16 protein-coding genes are annotated in these 21,642 nt (G+C 65.2%); 4 read left to right on the forward strand and 12 right to left on the reverse strand.

Annotation, left to right across the window (positions count from 1 at the left end; translation table 11 throughout):
- Positions 1 to 3: 3 nt before the first annotated feature.
- Complete coding sequence (locus tag P9A16_RS19820; RefSeq protein WP_024270288.1) at positions 4 to 3,153, forward strand: efflux RND transporter permease subunit; 3,150 nt, start codon at positions 4 to 6, stop codon at positions 3,151 to 3,153.
- A gap of 220 nt (positions 3,154 to 3,373) precedes the next feature.
- Entirely contained in the window at positions 3,374 to 4,858 is a 1,485-nt protein-coding gene (otsA, locus tag P9A16_RS19825; protein ID WP_023517140.1) for an alpha,alpha-trehalose-phosphate synthase (UDP-forming), read from the forward strand.
- Between the two features lie 27 nt (positions 4,859 to 4,885).
- On the opposite strand, the gene P9A16_RS19830 is transcribed toward otsA, so the two are convergent.
- The 4 genes from P9A16_RS19830 to P9A16_RS19845 are packed head-to-tail and all read right to left on the reverse strand — an operon-like array spanning position 4,886 to position 9,816.
- Entirely contained in the window at positions 4,886 to 5,896 is a 1,011-nt protein-coding gene (locus P9A16_RS19830; RefSeq protein WP_023517139.1) for a histone deacetylase family protein, read from the reverse strand.
- A 1-nt stretch (position 5,897) separates the two neighbouring features.
- On the reverse strand, positions 5,898 to 6,983 hold the full coding sequence (locus tag P9A16_RS19835) for an ABC transporter ATP-binding protein (protein ID WP_023517138.1): 1,086 nt from the start codon (positions 6,981 to 6,983) through the stop codon (positions 5,898 to 5,900).
- A 21-nt stretch (positions 6,984 to 7,004) separates the two neighbouring features.
- A complete protein-coding gene (locus tag P9A16_RS19840) occupies positions 7,005 to 8,441 on the reverse strand; it encodes an amidase (RefSeq protein WP_278025913.1) in 1,437 nt (478 codons plus the stop codon).
- A gap of 10 nt (positions 8,442 to 8,451) precedes the next feature.
- Positions 8,452 to 9,816 carry an aminotransferase gene (locus P9A16_RS19845; protein WP_023516861.1) on the reverse strand — a complete coding sequence of 455 codons (1,365 nt, stop codon included), beginning with the start codon at positions 9,814 to 9,816 and terminating at the stop codon, positions 8,452 to 8,454.
- A gap of 187 nt (positions 9,817 to 10,003) precedes the next feature.
- Here P9A16_RS19845 and P9A16_RS19850 point away from each other — a divergent pair, with 187 nt between their 5' ends.
- Positions 10,004 to 10,681 carry a GntR family transcriptional regulator gene (locus P9A16_RS19850; RefSeq protein WP_023516860.1) on the forward strand — a complete coding sequence of 226 codons (678 nt, stop codon included), beginning with the start codon at positions 10,004 to 10,006 and terminating at the stop codon, positions 10,679 to 10,681.
- 19 nt (positions 10,682 to 10,700) lie between these two features.
- Here the strand turns inward: P9A16_RS19850 and P9A16_RS19855 are convergent, their stop codons facing one another.
- From P9A16_RS19855 to P9A16_RS19890, 8 genes are all read right to left on the reverse strand, one after another.
- Positions 10,701 to 11,444: an SDR family NAD(P)-dependent oxidoreductase gene (locus tag P9A16_RS19855; protein ID WP_024271388.1), complete on the reverse strand. Its 744-nt coding sequence runs from the start codon at positions 11,442 to 11,444 to the stop codon at positions 10,701 to 10,703.
- An 82-nt stretch (positions 11,445 to 11,526) separates the two neighbouring features.
- Complete coding sequence (locus P9A16_RS19860; RefSeq protein WP_130516720.1) at positions 11,527 to 12,330, reverse strand: ABC transporter permease; 804 nt, start codon at positions 12,328 to 12,330, stop codon at positions 11,527 to 11,529.
- Between the two features lie 3 nt (positions 12,331 to 12,333).
- Positions 12,334 to 13,608, reverse strand: a complete 1,275-nt coding sequence (locus tag P9A16_RS19865; RefSeq protein WP_023516124.1) for an ABC transporter permease — start codon at positions 13,606 to 13,608, stop codon at positions 12,334 to 12,336.
- A complete protein-coding gene (locus P9A16_RS19870) occupies positions 13,605 to 14,651 on the reverse strand; it encodes an ABC transporter substrate-binding protein (RefSeq protein WP_023516125.1) in 1,047 nt (348 codons plus the stop codon). The genes P9A16_RS19865 and P9A16_RS19870 overlap by 4 nt, the downstream gene beginning before the upstream one ends.
- Positions 14,652 to 14,662: 11 nt before the next feature.
- Positions 14,663 to 15,691 carry a polyamine ABC transporter substrate-binding protein gene (locus P9A16_RS19875; RefSeq protein WP_023516126.1) on the reverse strand — a complete coding sequence of 343 codons (1,029 nt, stop codon included), beginning with the start codon at positions 15,689 to 15,691 and terminating at the stop codon, positions 14,663 to 14,665.
- Between the two features lie 38 nt (positions 15,692 to 15,729).
- Positions 15,730 to 17,031, reverse strand: a complete 1,302-nt coding sequence (locus P9A16_RS19880; RefSeq protein WP_023516127.1) for an aspartate aminotransferase family protein — start codon at positions 17,029 to 17,031, stop codon at positions 15,730 to 15,732.
- 11 nt (positions 17,032 to 17,042) lie between these two features.
- Positions 17,043 to 18,020 (reverse strand): transketolase family protein, encoded by a 978-nt coding sequence (locus tag P9A16_RS19885; RefSeq protein ID WP_023516128.1) that lies wholly within the window; start codon positions 18,018 to 18,020, stop codon positions 17,043 to 17,045.
- Positions 18,017 to 18,880: a transketolase gene (locus P9A16_RS19890; protein ID WP_051758791.1), complete on the reverse strand. Its 864-nt coding sequence runs from the start codon at positions 18,878 to 18,880 to the stop codon at positions 18,017 to 18,019. The genes P9A16_RS19885 and P9A16_RS19890 overlap by 4 nt, the downstream gene beginning before the upstream one ends.
- A gap of 255 nt (positions 18,881 to 19,135) precedes the next feature.
- Here P9A16_RS19890 and P9A16_RS19895 point away from each other — a divergent pair, with 255 nt between their 5' ends.
- Positions 19,136 to 21,511, forward strand: coding sequence for a penicillin acylase family protein (locus P9A16_RS19895; RefSeq protein ID WP_023516130.1), 2,376 nt, complete (start codon positions 19,136 to 19,138; stop codon positions 21,509 to 21,511).
- The last annotated feature ends 131 nt before the right edge of the window (positions 21,512 to 21,642 follow it).

The following is a 21,642-nucleotide window of genomic DNA, read 5'->3' on the forward strand; positions in this document are numbered from 1 at the left end:
GCGATGTTCCTCACGCGCATCAGCGTCCGCCACCCCGTCTTCGCCACCATGATGATGGTGACGATCCTCGTCATCGGGTTGTTCGCCTATTCCCGCCTCGGCGTCGACCAGTTCCCCGAGACCGACCTTCCCATCGTCGTCGTCACGGCGACCTATACGGGCGCCTCGCCCTCAACCGTCGAAAGCGAGGTTTCCCGCCCGATCGAGACTGCGTTGAACACGATCGGCGGCATCGACACGATCATTTCCGAATCCTACGAGGGCCGCTCCGTCGTCGTCGTGCAGTTCGAGCTCGACGTGGATTCGCAGGTCGCCGCCCAGGAGGTTCGTGACCGCGTTGCCCGGCTGGAGGCGAGCTTTCCCGATGCGGTGGACACGCCGCAGGTCACCCGCTTCAATCCGGACGACGAGCCCATCCTCTCCATCGCCGCGTCCTCGTCGAAGCGCACGCTTTCGGAAATCACCACGCTCGCCAACCGCGTGATCACCAACCGGCTCAGCGTCATCGCCGGCGTCGGCCAGATCTCGCTGGTCGGCGGCAGCGAGCGCCAGGTGCTCGTGATGGTCGATCCCGACCGCCTCGAAGCCTATGGCATCGCGGTCACATCGGTCATGGATGCCATCCGCAAGGAGAACCAGGACCGCGCCGCCGGCACGCTGATATCGGGCATCAACCAGCGCATCGTCACGGTCGAGGGCCGCGTTCCTGACGTGACGGGGTTCAACAGCATCATCGTGGCGCAGAGCGGCGGTTACCCGGTCTATCTGTCCGATGTCGCGACGATCCTGGATGTCGGCGCCGAGGTAACGAGCCGCGCCACCTATCAGGGTCTGCCCTCGCTGGGGCTCGACGTCGTCAAGGTGCAGGGCGCGAATACGGTGGAAGTGGCGGCGGAACTGCGCAAGGAGATCGCGGCGCTGAATGTCGAGCTCGCCCCCGAGGGCGTCGAGCTGAAGGTGACGCGCGACAACTCCCGCCCCATCGCCGCGCAGGTCGACGAAGTCCAGCGCACGCTGGTCGAGGGGGGCATACTCACCGTGGTGATCGTCTTCCTGTTCCTCAATTCCTGGCGCTCGACCGTCATCACCGGGCTGACGCTGCCGATCTCGGTGATCGGCACCTTCGCCCTCATCTATGCGCTCGGCTTCACGCTCAACACCATGACGCTCATGGCGCTGTCGCTGTCGATCGGCATCCTGATCGACGATGCGATCGTCGTGCGCGAAAACATCACGCGCCACCTGCACATGGGCAAGAGCCATGTGGATGCCGCGCTCGACGGCACGAACGAGATCGGCCTTGCCGTTCTCGCCACCACGCTCTGCATCGTCGCGGTCTTCCTGCCCGTCGCCTTCATGGGCGGCCTCATCGGCCGGTTCTTCCTGCAGTTCGGCGTGACCGTCGCCGTCGCGGTGCTCATCTCGCTCTTCGTGTCCTTCACGCTCGATCCGATGCTGTCGAGCGTCTGGTACGATCCGCAGTCCGAGGTAAACGCGAAGCGCGGCTTCCTCGGACGGCTGATCGCGCGGTTCGACCGCTGGTTCGACCGGCTTGCCGACCGCTATCGCCGGCTCATCCGCTGGACCTTCCGCTATCGCAAGACGACCGTCTTCGTGGTCATCGCGCTGTTCTTCGCAAGCCTGATGCTCGTGCCGCGCATCGGCGCGGAATTCCTGCCCCCGGCCGACCAGGGCGAGGTCTCCATCGCGCTGAAGGCCAATGAGGGCGCGTCGCTGGACTACATGGCGGCGAAGGTCAGCCAGGTCGAGCGGGCGCTGCGCGAATTCGACTATGTCGACACCATCTACTCCACCGTCAATGCCGGCGGGGCACGCGGCTTCAACGAGGCGACGGTGGCCGTCCAGCTCAAGCCGAGCGACGAGCGCTCGGTGACGACGGCGGCCAGCATGGAGCCGTTCCGCAAGCGCCTTGCCTCCATTGCCGGCCTTGAGGTCTCCATCGGCCAGAACACCGGCATGGGCTCGTCGGAAAAGCCGCTCCAGCTTTCCGTTCTCGGCGACGGCGAGGCGGAGCTGCGCCGCATCTCCACCGAGATCACCACCGCCCTCGCCGCCATTCCGGGTGCGACCGAGGTCGAATCGTCGATCGAGAACAAGCGCCCGACGCTTGCCGTGCGGATCCGGCACGAGGCGGCAAGCGATCTCGACGTCTCGATCGCGGCCATCGGCGATACCCTGCGCCCGCTCGTGGCGGGCGATGCCATCTCCGTCTGGAATGCGCCCGACGGGGAGACCTACGATGTCGTGGTGCGCCTGCCGGCAACGGGCCGGCGCGATGCCGCGCAGCTTCGCGACCTCACCATCGCCACCGGCCGGACGGACGAGGACGGCAAGCCGATCACCGTTCTTCTCGACCAGGTCGCCGACGTCATCGAAAGCACCGCGCCGGACGCCATCACGCGCAAGGACCTCTCGCGCGAGATCCGGATCAAGAGCAATATCGAGGGGCGGGCGCTCGGCGACGTGACGGAGGATCTGAACGCCGCCATCGCCAAGATGCAGATCCCGGCGGGCTACCGCATCAGCTTCGGGGGCGATGCCGAAAACCTCGAGGAGAGCATGGGTTATGCGCTCCAGTCGCTCGCTCTCGCCGTCATCTTTATCTACATCATCCTTGCCTCGCAGTTCGGGTCCTTCCTTCAGCCGGTCGCCATCATGATGACGCTGCCGCTCTCGCTGATCGGCGTGCTGATCGGCCTTCTCGTCACCGGCTCGACGCTCAACATGTTCTCGATCATCGGCTTCATCATGCTGATGGGCCTCGTCACCAAGAACGCGATCCTGCTCGTCGATTATTCCAACCAGGGCCGGCGGGAAGGCAAGAGCCTTCAGGACAGCCTCGCGGATGCCGGCGCGGTGCGCCTGCGGCCGATCATCATGACGACGCTGGCGATGATCTTCGGCATGCTGCCGATGGCCATCGGCCTCGGCGAGGGCGGCGAGCAGCGCGCGCCGATGGCCCATGCTGTCATCGGCGGCCTCATCTCCTCCACGCTTCTGACGCTCGTCTTCGTGCCCGTGGTGCTGACGCTGCTCGATCCGGTCGGAACGCGCGTTTCCGGATGGTTCCCCAAGGGCCCCCGCCACAGGGAGCGGCAGGCCGAAGAGGACGCCTCGCTCCAGCAATCCTGAACTCTGCCGACTTCGGAGACCCCGAACACCTCCGGGACAGGCCGGGCATGCGCCCGGTCACGAAAAACCAGCCGGGGCGGAGGGAACCTTCGCGCCGGTGGACGGTTTACGCTGCGTTGCGAAAAGTTCGCTGGCGCCGTTCGCTGGCGCAAAATCCCTCTTTTCAGGGTTCGACGCGCCTCTGCAATGGGACGTGCTGCCCCAAAGGTGTAGTGAATTCATGGCTCGTCTCGTCGTCGTTTCCAACCGCGTTCCCATTCCCGACAAGAGCGGCACCGCCCCTGCCGGAGGGCTGGCGGTCGCCCTTCAATCGGCACTCGAAGCGCGCGGCGGGCTCTGGCTCGGCTGGTCCGGCCGATCCTGCGCGGACGATGCGGTCGGGCCGCTGCAGATGCAGAAGGAGGGCAATATCGAATACGCCCTCACCGACCTCACGGAACGCGATGTCGAGGAATACTACCAGGGCTTTGCAAACCGGGTGCTCTGGCCGATCTGCCACTACAGGCTGGACCTTGCCGAATATGGCCGGCGCGAGATGGCCGGCTATTTCCGCGTGAACCACTTCTTTGCAAGCCGCCTCCTGCCGCTCATCGAGCCGGACGACCTGATCTGGATCCACGACTATCATCTCATCCCGCTGGCCGCCGAGCTGCGCCGTCAGGGTGTGACCAACCGGATCGGCTTCTTCCTGCACATTCCCTGGCCGGCACCGGACGTCTTCCATGCCATGCCGGTGCACGAGGCACTTCTGACGAGCCTGACCGCCTATGACGTGCTTGGTTTCCAGACCGAACATGATCGCGAGAACTTTGCCGACTGCCTGTCGCGGCGCGACCTCGCCGCCCGTCTGGATGCTTCGCGCTTTGCCACCGATGGGCGCGTCTTCACCGCCCGGCCCTATCCGATCGGCATCGAGACGGAAGAATTCGCCGCGCTGGCGAAACGGGCGGCACAGACCGCGCTGCACAAACGCATGCTGCAGAGCCTCGACGGCAAGCAGCTGATCATCGGCGTCGACCGGCTCGACTATTCCAAGGGCATCACCCAGCGCATCGATGCGTTCGAATCCTTCCTGACCCGCCATTCCGACAGCCAGCGCAAGGTGACGCTGCTGCAGATCACACCGAAATCCCGCTCCGAAGTACCGGAATACGAGGCGATGCAGCGGGCCGTCGCGGAACAGGCCGGTCGCGTCAACGGCGCGCTCGGCACGGTCGACTGGGTGCCGATCCGCTACATCAACCGCTCGCTGCGCCGGCCGGCTCTCGCCGGGCTCTACCGCATGGCCAAGCTCGCCCTGGTCACGCCATTGCGCGACGGCATGAACCTCGTCGCCAAGGAGTTCGTGGCGGCGCAGAGGGAGGAAGATCCCGGCGTCCTGTTGCTCTCCCGTTTCGCCGGCGCCGCGCAGGAGCTGAAGGAGGCCGTGCTCGTCAACCCCTACGACGTCGAGGGTACCGCGGAAGCCATCGCCCGAAGCCTCGCCATGCCCCTGGAGGAGCGGCGGGAGCGCTGGAGCGCCATGATGACGACGCTGCGCGCCAACGACGTCTTCACCTGGTGCGACACGTTCCTCGAGGATCTCGCCGCCAAGCCCGTGCAGAAGGCCCGCCCCGCCTCTGTCTCGACACCCGTCAGGACGTCCGAGGCCCGCACGCAGCCCCTGCGGAAGGCAATGTCGACACCGGTCGCACGCTGGTCGTAGACGTCCGTTCACGGGTGATGGCTTTGCTCAGCCATCACCCGTGAAAGCGGAGAGGAACCGGGTGGCTGCCTGTTCCAGGGTCGCCAGATCGTATCCGCCCTCCTGCACCAACAGGACCGGCAGATCGAGCCGTCCGAGCCGGTTACCTATCGTCCCGAAGGCATCGGCAGTCAGCTGGAGGCCCCGGGCCGGATCGCTCGCCAGCGCGTCGAAGCCGAGGGAGATGACCAGCGCCGCGGGCCGGTGGGCGAGCGCGGCGTCGAGGCAGGCCGTGAATGCCATGAGATAGGCCGCATCGCCGGTTCTTTCCGCAAGGGGGTGGTTCAACGTGAGACCCGGGGCTGGTTGCCCCCCGGTCTCGTCGGAAAAACCGGTGAGATGCGGATAGTAGCCGGCCGGGCTGCGGTGCAGGGAGGCGAAGAAGACGTTTGGATCCTCCCAGAAGATATCCTGCGTGCCGTTGCCGTGGTGAACGTCGATATCGATGAGGCTTACCCGCCCGAGCGATGTAGCAAGCGCCCGTGCCGCAATGGCGGCATTGTTCAGATAGGTCGCGCCGCCGCCGAAGTCGCGACCGGCATGATGGCCCGACGGCCGGCAGAGCGCATAGGCCCGCCGTTCCCCCGCACGGATGAGCGCAGCGGCGGTAAGCGCCACCTGCGCCGCCCAGTATGCGGCCTGCCATGTGCCCGCGCCAAGAGGGGTTATCTGATCCCGCAGATGATACCCCGCCTTGGCGATCGGCGACCAGTCCGGCCGATAGGCATCGGGACGGGTTTCGAAGATGGCGGGTGCGAGCGGCCCGTGCTCCGCACCTTCCGATGCCGCGAGAAAGTCGAGATAACGGTCCGTATGGACGGCCGCGAGCGGTGCGCTGCCGTGATCGACGGCATCGACCACCGCAAGCCCGGCACGCCGCACCGCCCGCAAGAGCGCATCGAGACGGGCGGACACGTCCCGGCTCGGCCGGGCAACGCCGCCTTCGACGACGGTGCCCGGGCTGTGCAGCCGGTGCCGGTCGCAATAGACCGCCTTCATGTCAGGCCGGGATCAAAACGGCGTCGCGGCTGTTCCAGCCGAGCGAAATGGCCTGCGCCGGCGCGATATCGCTGCCCGTGCCCGCATTGGGGATCTTGGCGACAAGCGTCGCATTCTCCCCGAAGCGGACATGCACCCGACGGTGGTCGCCGAGATAGATGACCTCGTCGACCGTTCCGGAAAAGCGGTTTGCGCAGGCGGCGGCCTGGTCGACATAGAGCCGTTCCGGACGCAGGGAGACGATGACGGGCTGGCCCTTCGAAAAGGCCGTGCTGCTGGAAACGCTGATGACCTGCCCGTCCTCCGTGCGCACGCCGTATTCGCCGCCGTCGCTGCTGCTGACGATCTTGCCGGTAAACCGGTTGTTCTCGCCGATGAAGCCGGCGACGAAGGCCGTCGCGGGACGCTCGTAGAGCTCGCTCGGCGGCGCAAGCTGCTCGATCCTGCCGGCATTGAACACGGCGACGCGGTCGGACATGGTCAGCGCCTCGGACTGGTCGTGCGTGACATAGACGACGGTGATGCCGAGGCGCTCGTGGAGATGCTTGATCTCGAGCTGGAGATGTTCGCGCAGGTTCTTGTCCAGCGCGCCGAGCGGTTCGTCCATCAGCACCACATCCGGCTCGAAGATGATGGCACGGGCGAGCGCGATGCGCTGCTGCTGCCCGCCGGAGAGCTGGGTCGGCTTTCTTTCGCCCATCGCCCCCATCTGGACCATGTCCAGCGCCCTTCGGACGCGGCCGGCCCGCTCTCCCTTCGCGATCTTGCGCACCCGCAAGGGATAGTCGAGGTTTTCGGCGACCGTGAGATGGGGAAAGAGCGCATAGTTCTGAAACACCATGCCGATATTCCGGCGATGCGGCGGCACGGCTTCCAGCGATCGCCCGTCGATCCGGATGCTGCCGGAACTCGGCGCCTCGAAGCCTGCCAGCATCATCAGGCTCGTCGTCTTTCCCGAGCCGGACGGCCCGAGCATGGTCAGGAACTCACCCTTCGCGATGGTGAGGTTGAGATCGTCGACCACGAGGCTGCGGCCGTCGTAGCTCTTGTCGATGTTGAGGAATTCGACGTAGTTGGAGGATGACATTCTGGTTCCCCTTTTTATCTGTCATTCAGCCGCGTGGACGGCGGGGCGGCGCTGCGCCCAGGGGCGCGCCTCTTCCAGTTGCGCCGCGAGCTGAAGCAATGTCGCCTCGTCGTCGAACCGGCCGGTGAACTGCGTACCGACGGGCAGGCCGTCGGCCGTCCAGGAGAGCGGCATGCTCATTGCCGGCAGGCCCGCCATGTTGGCGAAGGTCGTGAAGGCGAGAAACTCGAGAAAACGCTCCATGACCGCCTCTCCGCCATGCCTGTCGGCATCGAAATGGCCGAGTTCCGGCGGTGGCGTGCCAAGCGTCGGGGTCAGCCAGACGTCGACGTCGAGCAGGAAATTCGCCAGCGTCCTGCCCGTCGTGTGGAACCAGTTGAGATCGACGAGATAGTCGGCCGCCGAAATCCGCGAGCCGACACCGTAGAGATACTGGTTGAAGCTCTCCACCTCGCCCACGAGCACAGACGGGGTCTCGCCGCGATTTCGCGCCAGCGCGGTGATCGCGCGTGTCGCCGTCATCGCCCAGAACCGCTTGTAGAGAGTGTTGTAGGTCTCCCCATCGATCGTCGGCGTGCATTCCACGACCTCGTGGCCGAGGCTTTCGCAAAGGCGCGCCGTGTCGATCGTCGCCGCGACGCAGTCGGGATCGACCGCGGTGCCGAGCAGGGAGGCCGTGGTGAAGCCGATGCGCAGGCGGCGCGGCTTCATCCGGATCGCATCGGCATAGCGACCCGAGGGGGACGGTGCCGTGTAGGGGTCGCCGGGCATCGAACCCTGTGTGGCATCAAGAAGGGCGGCGCTGTCGCGCACGCTGCGGGAGAGGACATGTTCGTTGACGATCCCGCCCGTGCTGTCGCCGAGATCCGGCCCCAGCGTGATGCGCCCGCGCGAGGGTTTCAGTCCGAAGACGCCGCAGCACGACGCGGGGATGCGAATGGAACCGGCACCGTCGCCGCCATGTGCCGCCGGCACGATGCCCGCCGCCACCGCCGCGCCGGCGCCGCCGCTCGAACCGCCGCTCGACCGCGCGACGTTCCAGGGATTGCGCGTCGGGCCGAACAGCTTCGGCTCGGTGGTGCCCAGCGTGCCGAACTCACACAGGTTGGTCTTGCCGAACGTGCTGAGACCGGCCGCGCGGTAGCGGCGCATCAGCTCGCTGTCCCGGGCGGGCACGAAGTTCCGGGTCAGCCGGGAGGCGCCGGTGGTCGGCACGCCCTTCATGTGACAATAGAGGTCCTTCACCAGGAACGGCGCCCCGGCAAAGAGGCTGTCCTTGCCCGCCTGCGCGGCTTCCGCACGCCCTTCGTCATAGAGCGGGGCGATGATGGCGTTGATCGCGGGGTTTACCTTTTCAGCACGCCGGATGGCCGCCTCGACCAGCTCCCCGGCCGTGACCTGCCCCGACTTTACGAGATCCGCCTGCGCGGTGAGGTCCAGATTGACAAAATCATCCATCGTCACGCCCTCACGCTGCAAGCCGGGCGGCGGCATCGTCGAGCGCCGCCGCTATGCCGTCGACGAGCTGGTCGACTTCCTCAAGCGTCATGACGAAGGGCGGACAAATCGAAATGACGTCGCCCATGTTGCGGATCATGACGCCGTGCGCCCGGCAGCGCTGCTCGACAAGTGCGCCGACCTTCAAGGCCGGATCGAAGGGTGCGCGGCTTGCCTTGTCGGCCACCAGCTCGATGCCGGCAAGGAAACCGGTCCCCCTGACCTCGCCGACGAGCGCATGGCTCGCAATCCGCGCGTCGAGCGCGGCGAAGAGCCGGCGGCCGAGTTCGGCGGCCCGGCCCGGGGCATCCATTTCCTGATAGATGCGCAGCACATCGGCCGCCACCGCGGCGGTGACCGGATGGCCGGAATAGGTGAAGCCGTGGCCGAAGACCCCGATGCGGTCGGCCTCGTCGGCGATCGCCTGATAGATGGGATCGCCGATCACCGCCGCGGCGATGGGCAGGTAGCCGGAGGACAGTCCCTTGGCGACCGACATCATGTCCGGAACGAAGCCGCAGGCCTCGGACCCGAACCACTTTCCGGTTCGCCCGAAGCCGGAAACGACCTCGTCCGCAAGAAGCAGGATGTCGTGCTTCGTCAGAAGCTGCTGCAGCGCCGGGAAGTATCCCGGCGGCGGCGTGACAACACCGCCCGCCCCCATGATCGGCTCGGCGATCATCGCGGCGATGGTTTCCGGCCCTTCCGCCTCGATCAGGGTTTCCAGCGCAGCGATCAGCCGGGCGCAATAGGCCTCCTCGCTCTCGCCCGGCAGGGCGTTGCGATAATAGTGCGGCTTCTCGGTATAGATCACGTTGAGACCCGGCATGTTGAAGCTCTCGTGCATGTGCGGCAGCCCGCCAAGGGCCGCCCCCATGATCGTGCTGCCGTGGAAGGCGCCCTTGCGGCTGATGATCTTGCGCTTGCCGGGCTTGCCGCGTGCGACATTGTAGTACCAGGCGAGCTTGATCATCGTGTCGTTGGCTTCCGAGCCCGAATTCACGAGGAAGACCTTGCTGCCCGGGATGGGGGAAAGCGTCGCGATCTGCTCGACGACATCGACTGTCGGGTCGTTCGAGCGGTGATTGAACGTGTGGTAGGTGGCGAGCCTGCGCATCTGGCTCGCCGCCACATCCGCAAGGCGCTCGTTGCGAAAGCCGAGCGAGGCGCACCACAGGCCTCCCATGCCTTCGAGATAACGATTCCCCATCTCGTCGACGACGTAGCAGCCCTCCCCCGCCGTGATCACCAACGGGCCTTCGGCCTCGTGCCTGCGCGGGTTGGTCTGGGAATGGAAGTGGTACGCCATGTCGCGCGCCCGCAGCGAGTTGTGCAAGGTAGCCTCCGGAACCGTGTTTGCTATTTTATAAGTTATAAGTTATCAGAAAACGCATGCAAGCGAATTTCACCGGAGACGGGAAACTTTTTGCGGCGTCCCACCGTCGCGTCGAGCGATAAGATATAAGCGATTGGCGGCCCCCAGCATTTCAGCTAGAGCTGCAACAAAGATCAGGAGAAGTCCCATGAGCGTTATGGAGATGCAGCCCGGCGAAGCGGGCAGCCTGTCCGCCCGGATCTACAACAAGGTGCGGGAAGGCCTCATCGTCGGCAACTTCGCGCCGGGCGACCGCCTCCTCATGCAGGATCTCGCAGAACAGCTCGGGACCAGCGTCACGCCGGTGCGCGAGGCCTGCCTGCGGCTGGTCAGCGAACAGGCGCTGGAACTGCGTTCCGGCCGTTTCGTCACGGTGCCGGACCTCAGCCGCGCCCGCTACATCCAGATCAAGCTCATCCGCATGGCGCTCGAAGGGATGGCGGCAGAACATGCCACCGACCACGTGACCGCGGCCGATCTCGCGCAGCTCGAAGACTTCCACGCCGCCTTCGTGAAGAACGAAAAGGCCGGCAATTTGGAGGCGGCGCGCTCCGCCAACCGGGCCTTCCACTTCGGTGTCTACCGCCTCTCGCGCATGCCGATGCTGGTCGGCCAGATCGAGAGCATGTGGGTCTCGATGGGCCCGATCCTCAATGTCTACTACCGGGAAATCCCGCACGGCTATACCGGTGCGGAGGAACACGACCATCTCATCGAGGCGCTCAGGGTCGGCGACAAGAAGAAGGCCCGCCTGGCCATCGAGAACGATATCCAGCGGGCCTCGCCCAGTCTCCTGCGGTACTTCGAGGAACGCGGCGCCGCGTGAAACCGGCGCCGGAGAAATCTCAGACCTGCGCGATGCGCGGGGTGCGCAGGCCGGCGGTTTCCCCGCCGTCCACGGTCACCACCGTGCCGTTGACATAGGTCGACTGATCCGACAGCAGCCAGGCGACGACATCCGCCACCTCCTGCGGGGCGCCGAAACGGTTGGCGGGGATGCGCAGTTCGAGCTGTTTCTTGCGCAGCGCGTCGCTCATGATCTTGCCCATCATGCGCGTTTCGATCTGGCCGGGGCAGACCGCGTTGAAGCGCACCTCCTCGCCGAACTCCAGCGCCAGCGCCTGGGTGAGGCCGATGACGGCAGCCTTCGAGGCGCAGTAGACGGCAAGCCCCTCCTCGCCGGTCTTTCCGGCGATGCTGGCGATGTTGACGACCGATCCCCTGCCGCGCCGCAGGCCTACCAGCGCATGGCGAATGAAAAGAAACGTGCTGCGGGCATTGACCGCAAGCACCTCGTCCCAGTCGTCCTGCGTGGCGGAAGCGAAGGAGATGCGCTTCGACATGCCGGCATTGTTGACGAGGCCCGAAAGCGCGCCCCCGCCAAGGTCGAGCGCCCGGTCGATGACACGCCGGCAATCCTCCTCGCGGCTGACATCGCCGGGCACGAAGGTGACGCCGGGAGCGATATCCTCGAGCGCCCTGCCCGCCTCGGCATCACGGCCCGTCGCCACCACGCGGGCGCCGTCCGATGCAAGCTTCTCCACGCAGGCCCGCCCTATCCCGTGCGTGGCACCTGTCACGATGATCATTTCCAGTCACTCCACAAAGCATGTCCAGCCGGAGCGACAACGCTCCGGCATCGACTGATAAAATAAAACAAGGTTCCGGCACCTAGCTGTTGCCGGTCGAACGGTGCGCCGCCGCGCGCTTCTGGGCCAAGGCCCCGCCCCCCATCAGGACGATGGAGATGATCACGAGCAATGTCGACATCGCCAGGATAGACGGATCGATATTGTCCCTGAGGCCATCGAACATCTGGCGCGGCAGCGTGCGCTGGCCCGGACCGCTGATGAAGAGCGCGACGACGACCTCGTCGAACGAGAAGACGAAGGCGAAGAGCGCGCCCGAGATGACGCCCGGCGCGATTAGCGGCAGCGTCACCGTGCGGAAGGCATGGACCGGGCTCGCACCGAGGCTCGCCGCCGCCCGCACGAGGTTCATGTCGAAGTTCTTCAGCGTGGCGGTGACCGTGATCAGCACGAAGGGCACCGCCAGGACCGCATGGGCGAGAACGAGACCCAGGAACGACGCGACGAGGCCCAGCTTGGCGAAGAAGAAATACATGCCGACGCCGCTGATGACGACGGGTACGATCATCGGCGAGATCACCACCGCGAGGATCATCGACCGGGCGGGAAGCCGGCCGCGCGACATGCCGAGCGCCGCCAGCGTGCCCAGCACCGTCGACACCAATGTCGCGCCGGCGCCGATGATCAGGCTGTTGAGGAGCGCCGACATCCAGGGCTGCGGCTGCAGGATCTTCTCATACCATTGCAGCGAAAAGCCCGGCAGCGGATAGGACAGGAAGTTGGCCGAACTGAAGGAGATCGGGATGATCACGAGCGTCGGCCCGATCAGGAAGATCATCGCAAGGCAGCAGAAGGCGATCTGCACGCGTCTCAAGGCAACAGGCATCTCTCACTCCATTCCGACGATGCGGCCGATGCCGACGATCCGCCCGACAACCGCGTAGAGCGCGAGGATGCAGGTCAGAAGCAGGACGCCGAGCGCGGCGGACATGCCCCAGTTGATCGTGGTGTTGGCATAGAAGGCCACGAAGTAGCTCAGCATCTGGTCCGATGCGCCGCCGACGAGGGTGGGCGTGACGTAGTAACCGGCGGAGATGATGAAGGTGAGGAGACATCCCGCGCCGACGCCCGGCAGCGTGAGCGGCAGATAGACCCTGAGAAACGTCGTGACGGGTCCGGCACCCAGCGAAGCGGAGGCTTTGACATAGGACGGCGAGATGCCCTTCATGACGCTGACCAGCGGCAGCACCATGAATGGCAGCAGGATATGCACCATCGCGATGTAGAGGCCGGTCCGGTTGAACACGAGTTCGAGCGGTGCATCCGTGATGTTCAGCGCCTGAAGCAGGCGGTTCACCACCCCCTCCTTCTGCAGGATGACGATCCAGGCGCTCGTCCGGACCAGAAGAGACGTCCAGAAGGGCAGGAGCACGCAGGCCAGCATGATCGCCGAGAACCGGCCGCCGATGGCGACGATGGCATTGGCGATCGGATAGGCGACGAAGAGGCAGATCACCGTGACCAGCGCGCTGATCGTCAATGTCCGCATCAGCGTCGAGAGGAACAGCCGCTCCTCCGGCGGGGCCATCTGCACACCGCCGTTCTCGCCGGGACGCAGGTCGACGGCCGAGAGCAGGTAGAAGGCCGTCAGCGGCGCGCCGTTGCGCTGGATGACCCGCCAGTAGGCCGGGTTGTCCCAGTTCCCGTCGATGGCGAGCAACTGGGCCTTTGCCGGCGCCTCTGGTGCCTTGCGGACCGTTCGGGCCGTCTTGGCGAGAAGGCTGCGAAACCCGGTGATCTCGTAGTTCAGCCGGCGGCCCGCCTCCGCCATGATCTTGGGATCAGCGCCTGCCCGGATATCGGCGACCAGCGCCTCGAAGGCCGCATCGGACGGCGTATCGCGCCCGTCCCAGTCCTCCAGAGAGGAAAGCGTCGCCGGAAACGCAGTGCGGACCTCGGGATTGTTGATGGCATGGAACAGCATGGTGCCGAGCGGCAGCACGAAGGCAAAGACGATGAAGGCGACGAGAGGACCGATCAGGACGAGGCTGACGATCGTCTGCCGCCGCCTGTCGGCGCGAAAGCCGGTGGCAAGGGCGGAAACCCGCCCTTGCTGGCCGTCGGCCGCGCCGATGCGCGGCCGCAGGAGAACATCCGACGTCATTGCGCGCGCCATGTCGCAAATCGCGCCTCGAGCGCCTCGCCGTGGTCGGCCCAGAACTCCGTGTTAAGCGCCACCGCCGCGGTCATGTTCGCCTCGGTCGTCGGAAGGTCCTTGGCGATCTCCGGCTTGACGCCGCGAATGGCCGCAAGGTTCGTGACGCCATAGGCGATATGCTGCGGGAAGGTCGCCTGGGCGCTCTCGGTCGAGGCGAAGGCGATGAACTTCTCCGCATTTTCCCGGTTGGGCGAGCCCTTCACGATGCCCCAGTAGTCGATGCCGAAGACCTGACCGTCCCAGATGAGGGCGAAGTCCTTGCCGGAGGCATTCGCCGCCGCGACGCGGCCGTTGAAGGTCGCCGTGGCGACGACGTCGCCGGCGGCAAGGCGCTCGACGGATTCCGCGCCCGTCGTCCACCAGAGGATCGACGACTTGATCTCGTCGAGCTTGGCGAAGGCGCGGTCCTGGCCCTCGTCCGTCGCAAGCACGTCATAGACCTCGTCCTTGGTAACCCCGTCCGCAAGGAGCGCGATTTCGAGGGTCATCTTCGCCGTCTGGCGGAACCCGCGCTTGCCGGGCCATTTCTCGACATTCCACAGGTCGGCCCAGTTCTTTGGCCCGTCCGCCAGCTTCGCCTTGTCGTAGCTCGGCACCATGGACCAGACGAAGGCGCCGACGCCGCAATCGCTGTAGGCTTCGGGAATGAAGTCCTCCCGCTTGCCGATCCTGCTCCAGTCCAGTCCCTCGAAAAGACCTTCGGCGCAGCCCGACAGGAGCGTGTTCTGCTCCACCTGCATGACATCCCAGGAGACGCTGCCGCTGTCGACCATGGCACGAACCTTGGCCATCTGCCCGGAATAGGAATCTTCCGTCAGCGCCACGCCTGACGCTGCCGCAAAGGGTTCGAAAAAGGCCTTGCGCTCGGCGTCCTGCAGCACGCCGCCGGCCCCGACGACGGTCAGTTTGCCGGCATCGGCAAAGGCGGCGGAAGCCCCCGCCAGGACGGCGAGCATGCCCAGCCCGCCAAAAAACCCACGATAGGTCATGACATCCTCCCTTATTGTGCGACCCAGCGGTTGAAACGCTGCTGAAGTTCCTCTTCGTGATCCACCCAGAACGGCGTGCTGACGGCGAGCGCCCCCACCATGTTCTCCTCGGCCGTCGGAAGCTGCGGCTTGATGTCGGCGGAGATGCTGTCCATCGCCTTGGCGTTGGTCACGCCGTAGACCATCTTCTCGGCAAAGGCCTTCTGCGGCTCGGGACTCGTCATGAAGTTGACGATGTCGAAAGCCTGGTCCCTGTTGCCGCCCTTCGGAATGGCCCAGAAGTCCATCGCATAGAGCTGGTTGGTCCAGGACATCTTGAAATGCCGGCCCTGCTGGTTCGCGGCGATGACGCGCCCGTTATAGGCCGAGGTCATCGTCACCTCGCCGGAGGCCAGCCATTCCATCGGCTGCGCGCCGCTTTCCCACCACTGGATGCTCGGCTTGATCGCGTCGAGCTTGGCAAAGGCGCGGTCCTGTCCCTCCTTGGTTGCCAGGATGTCGTAGAGCTCCTCCGGCTTTGCGCCGTCGGCGAGCAGGGCGACTTCGAGCGTCATGCGCGCCTGCTTGCGCAGCCCGCGTTTTCCCGGCCATTTCTCGAGATTCCAGAAATCCGCCCAGGAGGTGACGCCGCTCGTCTTGTCGCCGTCATAGGCGAGGATCTTCGACCAGACGAAGGCGCCGACGCCGCAATCGGACTTGGCCGGCGCGATGATGTCGGCGCTATTCGGCAGACCGGCCCAGTCGAACGGCTCCAGAAGGCCCTGGTCGCAGGCGAGAATCATCTCGTTCTCGTCCATCTGCACGACGTCCCAGGTCGTCGTGCCGGTTTCGACCATGGCCTTCACCTTGGCGATGCCGCCCGTGTAGGATTCTTCCAGAAGCGGCGCGCCGGCTTTCTCCTGATAGGGCTTGAAGAGCGTTTCGCGCATCGCTTCCTGCGTCGCGCCGCCGAAGCCGACGACGGTCAGGTCGCGGGACAGCGCCGGAGAGGCGACGACGAGCGCGGCGCTCGCCATCATTGCAAAAAACCGAGTTCTCATGGGTTCCCCTTTTGTGTTTGAGAGCAGGTTTGGAAAGATCAGGCCGCGACGGACCGGGCGAGGCCGGCCATGGTCGTGTCGATGAGTTCGAGCGTGTCGTCGAGGACGGCGCGGTCGTGGCTCAGCGAGAGGTAGAGGCGTTTGAGCTGGAGCGGCTGGAAGACCTGCCGGCCGGCGATCAGCGCGCGGCGGAAGCGCATGTCGAGATCGTTGTCGTTGCGCAGAAGATCCGTGTAGTCGCGGAATGCGCCGTCGAAGAAATAGACGAGCCAGACCGACCCGAAGCCTGCGGCCTGCGCCTTCAGGCCGTGTCGCGCGATGATGCCGTCGATCTCGCCGCGCAGATAGGCGCCAAGCTCGAACAGCCGCTCATAGACGCCCGGTCTCGCCAGCTCCTCGATCGTCGCCTTGACGGCCGCCATCGAGGACGGCGTGCCGTTGAACGTGCCGCCCATGAAGACGGCACCCTCACCCGTGCGGCCCACCCGTTCCATGATCTCGCGTCGGCCGGCGACGAGGCCGATCGGATATCCGCTGGTCGCTGCTTTCCCGAAGGTGGCAAGATCGGGCGTGACGCCGACAATCGACTGGTAGCCGCCCAGCGCGTGCCGGAAACCGGTGATCACCTCGTCGAAAATGAGGACGACCCCGTGCTCGGTGGTGATCCGGCGCAGGTCGGAGAGGAACTGCGTCTCGGCAATCACCGCGCCCATATTGTGCGCGATCGGCTCGACGATGATCGCCGCCACCTCGCCCGGGTTTTTGCGGATGTAGTCCTCGACGGCACCGGCATCGTTGTAGGGCAGGATGGCGGTGTGGCGGGCGGCATCGAACAGCATGCCATCGGACATCGGGTCGTAGGAGCCGAGCATCTGGCGGCTCGACTGGCCATTCATGGCGACATAATCGTGCCAGCCGTGGTAGCCGCCCTGGAACTTGATGATCTGTTTCCGCCCGGTATAGGCGCGGGCAAGGCGAAGGGCATGGTAGGTCGCCTCCGAGCCACTGCTGCAGAAGGCCACCTGATCGGCGCAGGGGATCGCGTTTACGAGCAGCTCAGCCACCTCGACCTCCAGCTCCAGCACGCCGGCACCGATCAGATCGAGGTTTTCAGCCGTCTTCGCAATCGCGGCAGCGACGGCGGGCGGGCGATGACCGAGCACATTGGCGCCGAAGGCGCAGTGATAGTCGGTGTAGCGGTTGCCGTCCGCGTCATAGAGATAGGGGCCTTCCGCCCGGGCAAAGGCGATCGGCGCGCCGAGGCGCCGGCTGGGGCTCAACAGGCCGCCGGGAATGACGGCTTCCGCGCGCGCGGCGATCGTTTCGTTGTTCGTCGGCATCGGCATTCTCCTTACGCAAGGCTTTCGAGCGCCACGGCCCTGATGCCGTCGCCGTCCAGGCGGTAGTGCCTGTAGAGATGGGTGGGGGGGGCGATCAGGCTGTATTCGTCGCAGATACCGTGCCTGACGAGGCGGGCGCCCTTGCCCTTTTCGGCCAGCACTTCCGCAACCGCACCGCCGAGGCCGCCGAGGATGTTGTGCTCCTCGACCGTCAGGATGACCCTGGAACGGGCCGAGGCCTCGATGATCGCCTCTTCGTCGAGCGGCTTGATCGAATGCATGTCAATCAAGCCGACGGAATGGCCGGCAGCATTCAGCTCCTCCATCGCGCGTCTGGCGCCATGCACGGGATAGCCCGCGGCGATGATCGTGATGTCCTTGCCGATGCCGTGCACGATCGCCTTGCCAAGTTCGAAGGTGACACCGTTCTCATAGACGACCGGATCATGGCCGCGGTGGATGCGAAAATAGATCGGAAGCGGATAGTCGACGGTCGCCCTGAGGGCCGCATCGAGCGCCGGCCCGTCCGCCGTCGACACGACAGCGAGGTTGGCGATGCTGCGCATGATGGCGATGTCTTCGGTCGCGTGATGGGAGGTTCCGTAAAAGCCGAGCGAAATACCGGTGTGATGCCCGATCAGACGAACCGGCTGCCTGCAATAGGCGACATCCATGCGGATCTGCTCGCAGCACAGAAGCGCGAGGAACGAGGCGAAGGTCGCGACATAGGGAATGACGCCGGTCGTCGCCATGCCGGCGGCCGCCGAGACCATGTTCTGCTCGGAAATGCCGAACTGCACGAAACGCTCCGGATAGCGCTGGGCGAAGGCGGAAAGGCCGTTGGAATATTGCAGGTCCGCCGTGCCCGCCATGACCGGATGGCCGGCCTCGGTAAGGGCGATGAGCGCATTCGACAGCGTGGGGAGCGAAGGCGCACGGCGGTTGATCTCGCGGTATTGCCACGAGTCCTTGGAAAGCAGCTGGGTCATTGGGAGATTACCGTGTTCAGGATCGTTTCGCGGGCCTTGGCCTCGTCTTCCGCGCCGAGATAGCCGAGATGCCAGCCGGGTTCGGTTTCCATGTAGTCGATGCCCTTGCCCTTCACCGTGCGGGCGATGATGCAGCAGGGTTTTTCGCGCGTGCGATCGGCCTTGACGGCGCGCAGCAGCGTCGTCAGCGCCGCAAGGTCATGGCCGTCGACGGTATGGACCTCCCAGCCGAAGGCGCGCCATTTCTCGTCGAGCGGTTCGATCGCCAGGACGTCGTCGACCTTGCCGTCGAGCTGGTAGCCGTTGCGATCGACAATCGCGACGAGGCTGGAGAGGTTGTGTGAAGCGGCGGACAAGGCGGCTTCCCAGACCTGGCCCTCCTGCATTTCCCCGTCACCGAGCAGGACGAAAGCATTGAAATCCCGTTTCTGAAAGCGTGCGCCAAGCAGCATGCCGACGCCGTTCGACAAGGCATGACCGATAGAGCCGGAGCTGAAATCGACGCCGGGAACCTTCGTCATGTCGGGATGGTCGCCGAGGGGGCTGCCGAGCCGCGTATAGCTTTCAAGCCATGCGGGATCGAAGAAGCCGAGATCGGCGAGAATGGGGAAAAGGCCGACGGCCGCATGGCCCTTGCCCATCAGGAAGCGGTCCCGGTCGGCCCACGCCGGCTCGCCCTTTCGAAGCCGCATCACATCGTAATAGAGCGCCGCAAAAATCTCCGCGCAGGAGAAGACGGAGGTGTAGTGGCCAACCTTGGCGATCGAGATCAGCCGAAGCGTCTCGAGCCGGATGAAGCGCGCACGCTCCTCAAGGAAGGCAAGCTGTTCGCCGGACAATAGGTCATCGTTGCGCGCCACCGAAAGGTGGCCGCCTGGAGTCTGTCGCACTGACAAGGATCTGCTCCCGCTGTTTTCTAACTTATAAGTTATAAGATATAGAAAACCGGCAGACGCGCAACAGTTTTTTGCGCCGGCAGCGCATTCCGCCACACACCCGTCGCAAGCGCCTTCATCCGGCGGACGAGAATAGATTGACCGGTCGTTCGGTTAATAGTAATTGTTGCCGCGCGCCATGGAGGATGGCGCCGATTGTGAACATGCCAGGAGGAAAGAATGTTCCACACCCGCCGGCCGGCGCTTGCCGCTTTCCTGATCTCCGCCGCGCTTATGCCGCTCGCTCCCGCCGCCGCCCTCGCCGCTTCCGATGTCGAGATCATCCGCGACAACTGGGGTGTGCCCCATGTCTATGCCGGTGACGTCTATGGGCTCTATGCCGGCTTCGGTTATGCCGTGGCGACCGACCGGCTCTTCCAGATGGAGATGTCGAAGCATTCCGTTCTCGGCACGGTTTCGCAGGTGCTCGGCGCGGACCATCTCGGCTACGACATCGCGACGCGGGCCGATTTCGACCATGCCGATATCCGGGCGCAGATCGAGGCCCTGTCGAAGGAAGAACGGGACATCCTGCGCGGCTATGCCGCCGGCTACAACAAGCGCGTCGCCGAGGTTCTGGCCGACCGCAGCCGGCTGCTGCCGAAGGAGTTCAGCGATTTCGGGATCGAGCCGACGACCTGGAGCGATTTCGACGTCGCGATGATCTATGTCGTGACCATGGCCGGCCGCTTCTCGCACTACTCAACCGAGCTCGACAACGCCAAGGTTCTGGCAAAACTCGAGAAGCAGCACGGCAAGGAGAAGGCCGCCGAACTCTTCGACCAGATGTTCTGGCTGGAGGACCCGCTTGCCCCGACGACCGTGCCGAAGGGCGGCCAGTATCAGATCAAGGCGGAAAACAAGCCGTTCTTGGATGGCACGCGTTTCAGCGCCCTCGCCGACCGGAGCGTTCCCGGTGGAGACGAAGCGCGCCCCCGCGCCTCGAACCTCTGGATCCTCGGACCGAAGAAGACCACCGACGGCTCGACCATGCTGATGAACGGGCCGCAATTCGGCAATTTCAACCCGTCCTATGTCTATTCGATCGGCCTGCACGGCGCAGGCTTCGACCTGACCGGCTCGACGCCCTTCGCGGTGCCGAACGTGCTGTTCGGAACGAACGGCCAGATCGCCTGGGGCGCGACCGCGGGCCCGCTCGACGTCAACGACTACTTCCAGCTCGAACTCAATCCCGACAACCCGGCGCAGTACCGCAAGAACGGCACCTGGCACGACATGCGCGCCCGCCCGGAAACCTTCAAGGTCAAGGGCCAGGCCGACGTTGCCACCGTGGTCTATGAGAGCGACTACGGTGTCGTCAGCGAGATCGACCCGCAAAGCCATACGGCCTACGCCTTCAACCGCACCTGGAAGGGCAGGGAAATCCAGACGCTGCTTGCCTGGGTCAACTCGACCAAGGCGCAGAGCTACGAGGACTGGTTGAAACAGGCGAAGAACGTCGCCACCACGATCAACTGGTACTACGCGGACAAGGACGGGAACATCGGCTACGTCTCGCCAGGCTATCTGCCGGTCCGCAATCCGGCGCAGGACCAGCGCGTGCCGGCCAGGGGCGACGGCTCCATGGACTGGCAGGGCATCCGCGCCTTCGCCGACGTGCCGAAGACCTACAATCCGGAGCAAGGCTGGATCGCCAACTGGAACAACCGTTCGGCCCATGGCGAGGTCGCCAACTTCGAGGCGACGCCCTGGGGGGCTTCGGACCGCGTCGACGAGATCGTCGCACTGATCACCGGCAAGGACAAGCTGACGCCGCAGGACGTCTGGGACATCAACGAGAACATCGCCTTTCTCGACATCAATGCCCGCGCGCTGCTGCCGTTCCTCTTCGAGGCGGCGGCAAAGCTTGCCGCCGATGACCCGCGCCAGGGCCTGGTCACGGTGCTGAAGGACTGGGACGGCCGCATGGTCCGGGGCGAGGACGGCCGCGCCACGGCGCCTGCCGTCGCGCTCTTCCAGCGCTGGGTCAAGATCATGGTGGCGGACGTGCTGATGGACGACCAGCCCGGCATCGACCCGACCGTCGCCCTCAACCGTATCTCGCGCCCGACGCAGGTACTGCGCAACGCACTTCTTGGAGACAAGGCCGGCATCGCGCAGCGCCACGACTTCTTCAACGGCGTCGACAGGAACGAGATCATGCTTGCGGCGCTCGGCAAGGCCGCCGCCGCCCTGACCGAGGAGCATGGCAGCGACAAGCCCGAAAGCTGGCGCGCAACGCTGCCGCAGCACATTTTCGCCACCAAGAACTATCTCGGCATCGCGCAGACAGGCGAGGATGCGGGGATCGAGGTCGGCACGACGATGAACCGCGGCACGCAGAGCGATCTCATCACCTTCAAGGACGGCACGGCCTCCGTCTGCATGGTGACGCCGCCCGGCCAGAGCGGCTTCATCAGCCCCGCAGGCCAGACGTCACCGCACTATGACGACCAGATCAAGCTTTACGAGACCTTTACCTGCCGTCCGCAGGCGCTGACGCGCAGCGCGGTCGAGAAGGTAGCCGTCGAAACCCTGAAGCTGACGATCGACTGATATCCCGGATTGGCCGGGCGCAAACCGGCCTGTCGGGGCATTGCCTCGACGCTACGCCGAGGCGCAATCGATCCGGCCCGGAAAGGCAAAGGAAACCTCCCGGTCGCGGTTCCACGAACCGCGACCGTCAT

Origin of the sequence: Shinella sp. 838 (assembly GCF_029623935.1) — a bacterium.
In the GTDB taxonomy this organism is placed as follows: domain Bacteria; phylum Pseudomonadota; class Alphaproteobacteria; order Rhizobiales; family Rhizobiaceae; genus Shinella.

What these genes read in the sequence shown, in the direction of transcription:
- P9A16_RS19855 (WP_024271388.1), bottom strand. Translation starts at nt 11,444, where the DNA reads ATGATCATCGTGACAGGTGCCACGCACGGGATAGGGCGGGCCTGCGTG.
- P9A16_RS19850 (WP_023516860.1), top strand. Translation starts at nt 10,004, where the DNA reads ATGAGCGTTATGGAGATGCAGCCCGGCGAAGCGGGCAGCCTGTCCGCC.
- P9A16_RS19895 (WP_023516130.1), top strand. Translation starts at nt 19,136, where the DNA reads ATGTTCCACACCCGCCGGCCGGCGCTTGCCGCTTTCCTGATCTCCGCC.
- P9A16_RS19880 (WP_023516127.1), bottom strand. Translation starts at nt 17,031, where the DNA reads ATGCCGACGAACAACGAAACGATCGCCGCGCGCGCGGAAGCCGTCATT.
- P9A16_RS19875 (WP_023516126.1), bottom strand. Translation starts at nt 15,691, where the DNA reads ATGAGAACTCGGTTTTTTGCAATGATGGCGAGCGCCGCGCTCGTCGTC.
- P9A16_RS19840 (WP_278025913.1), bottom strand. Translation starts at nt 8,441, where the DNA reads ATGGATGATTTTGTCAATCTGGACCTCACCGCGCAGGCGGATCTCGTA.
- P9A16_RS19865 (WP_023516124.1), bottom strand. Translation starts at nt 13,608, where the DNA reads ATGACGTCGGATGTTCTCCTGCGGCCGCGCATCGGCGCGGCCGACGGC.
- P9A16_RS19820 (WP_024270288.1), top strand. Translation starts at nt 4, where the DNA reads ATGTTCCTCACGCGCATCAGCGTCCGCCACCCCGTCTTCGCCACCATG.
- otsA (WP_023517140.1), top strand. Translation starts at nt 3,374, where the DNA reads ATGGCTCGTCTCGTCGTCGTTTCCAACCGCGTTCCCATTCCCGACAAG.
- P9A16_RS19835 (WP_023517138.1), bottom strand. Translation starts at nt 6,983, where the DNA reads ATGTCATCCTCCAACTACGTCGAATTCCTCAACATCGACAAGAGCTAC.
- P9A16_RS19885 (WP_023516128.1), bottom strand. Translation starts at nt 18,020, where the DNA reads ATGACCCAGCTGCTTTCCAAGGACTCGTGGCAATACCGCGAGATCAAC.
- P9A16_RS19870 (WP_023516125.1), bottom strand. Translation starts at nt 14,651, where the DNA reads ATGACCTATCGTGGGTTTTTTGGCGGGCTGGGCATGCTCGCCGTCCTG.
- P9A16_RS19830 (WP_023517139.1), bottom strand. Translation starts at nt 5,896, where the DNA reads ATGAAGGCGGTCTATTGCGACCGGCACCGGCTGCACAGCCCGGGCACC.
- P9A16_RS19860 (WP_130516720.1), bottom strand. Translation starts at nt 12,330, where the DNA reads ATGCCTGTTGCCTTGAGACGCGTGCAGATCGCCTTCTGCTGCCTTGCG.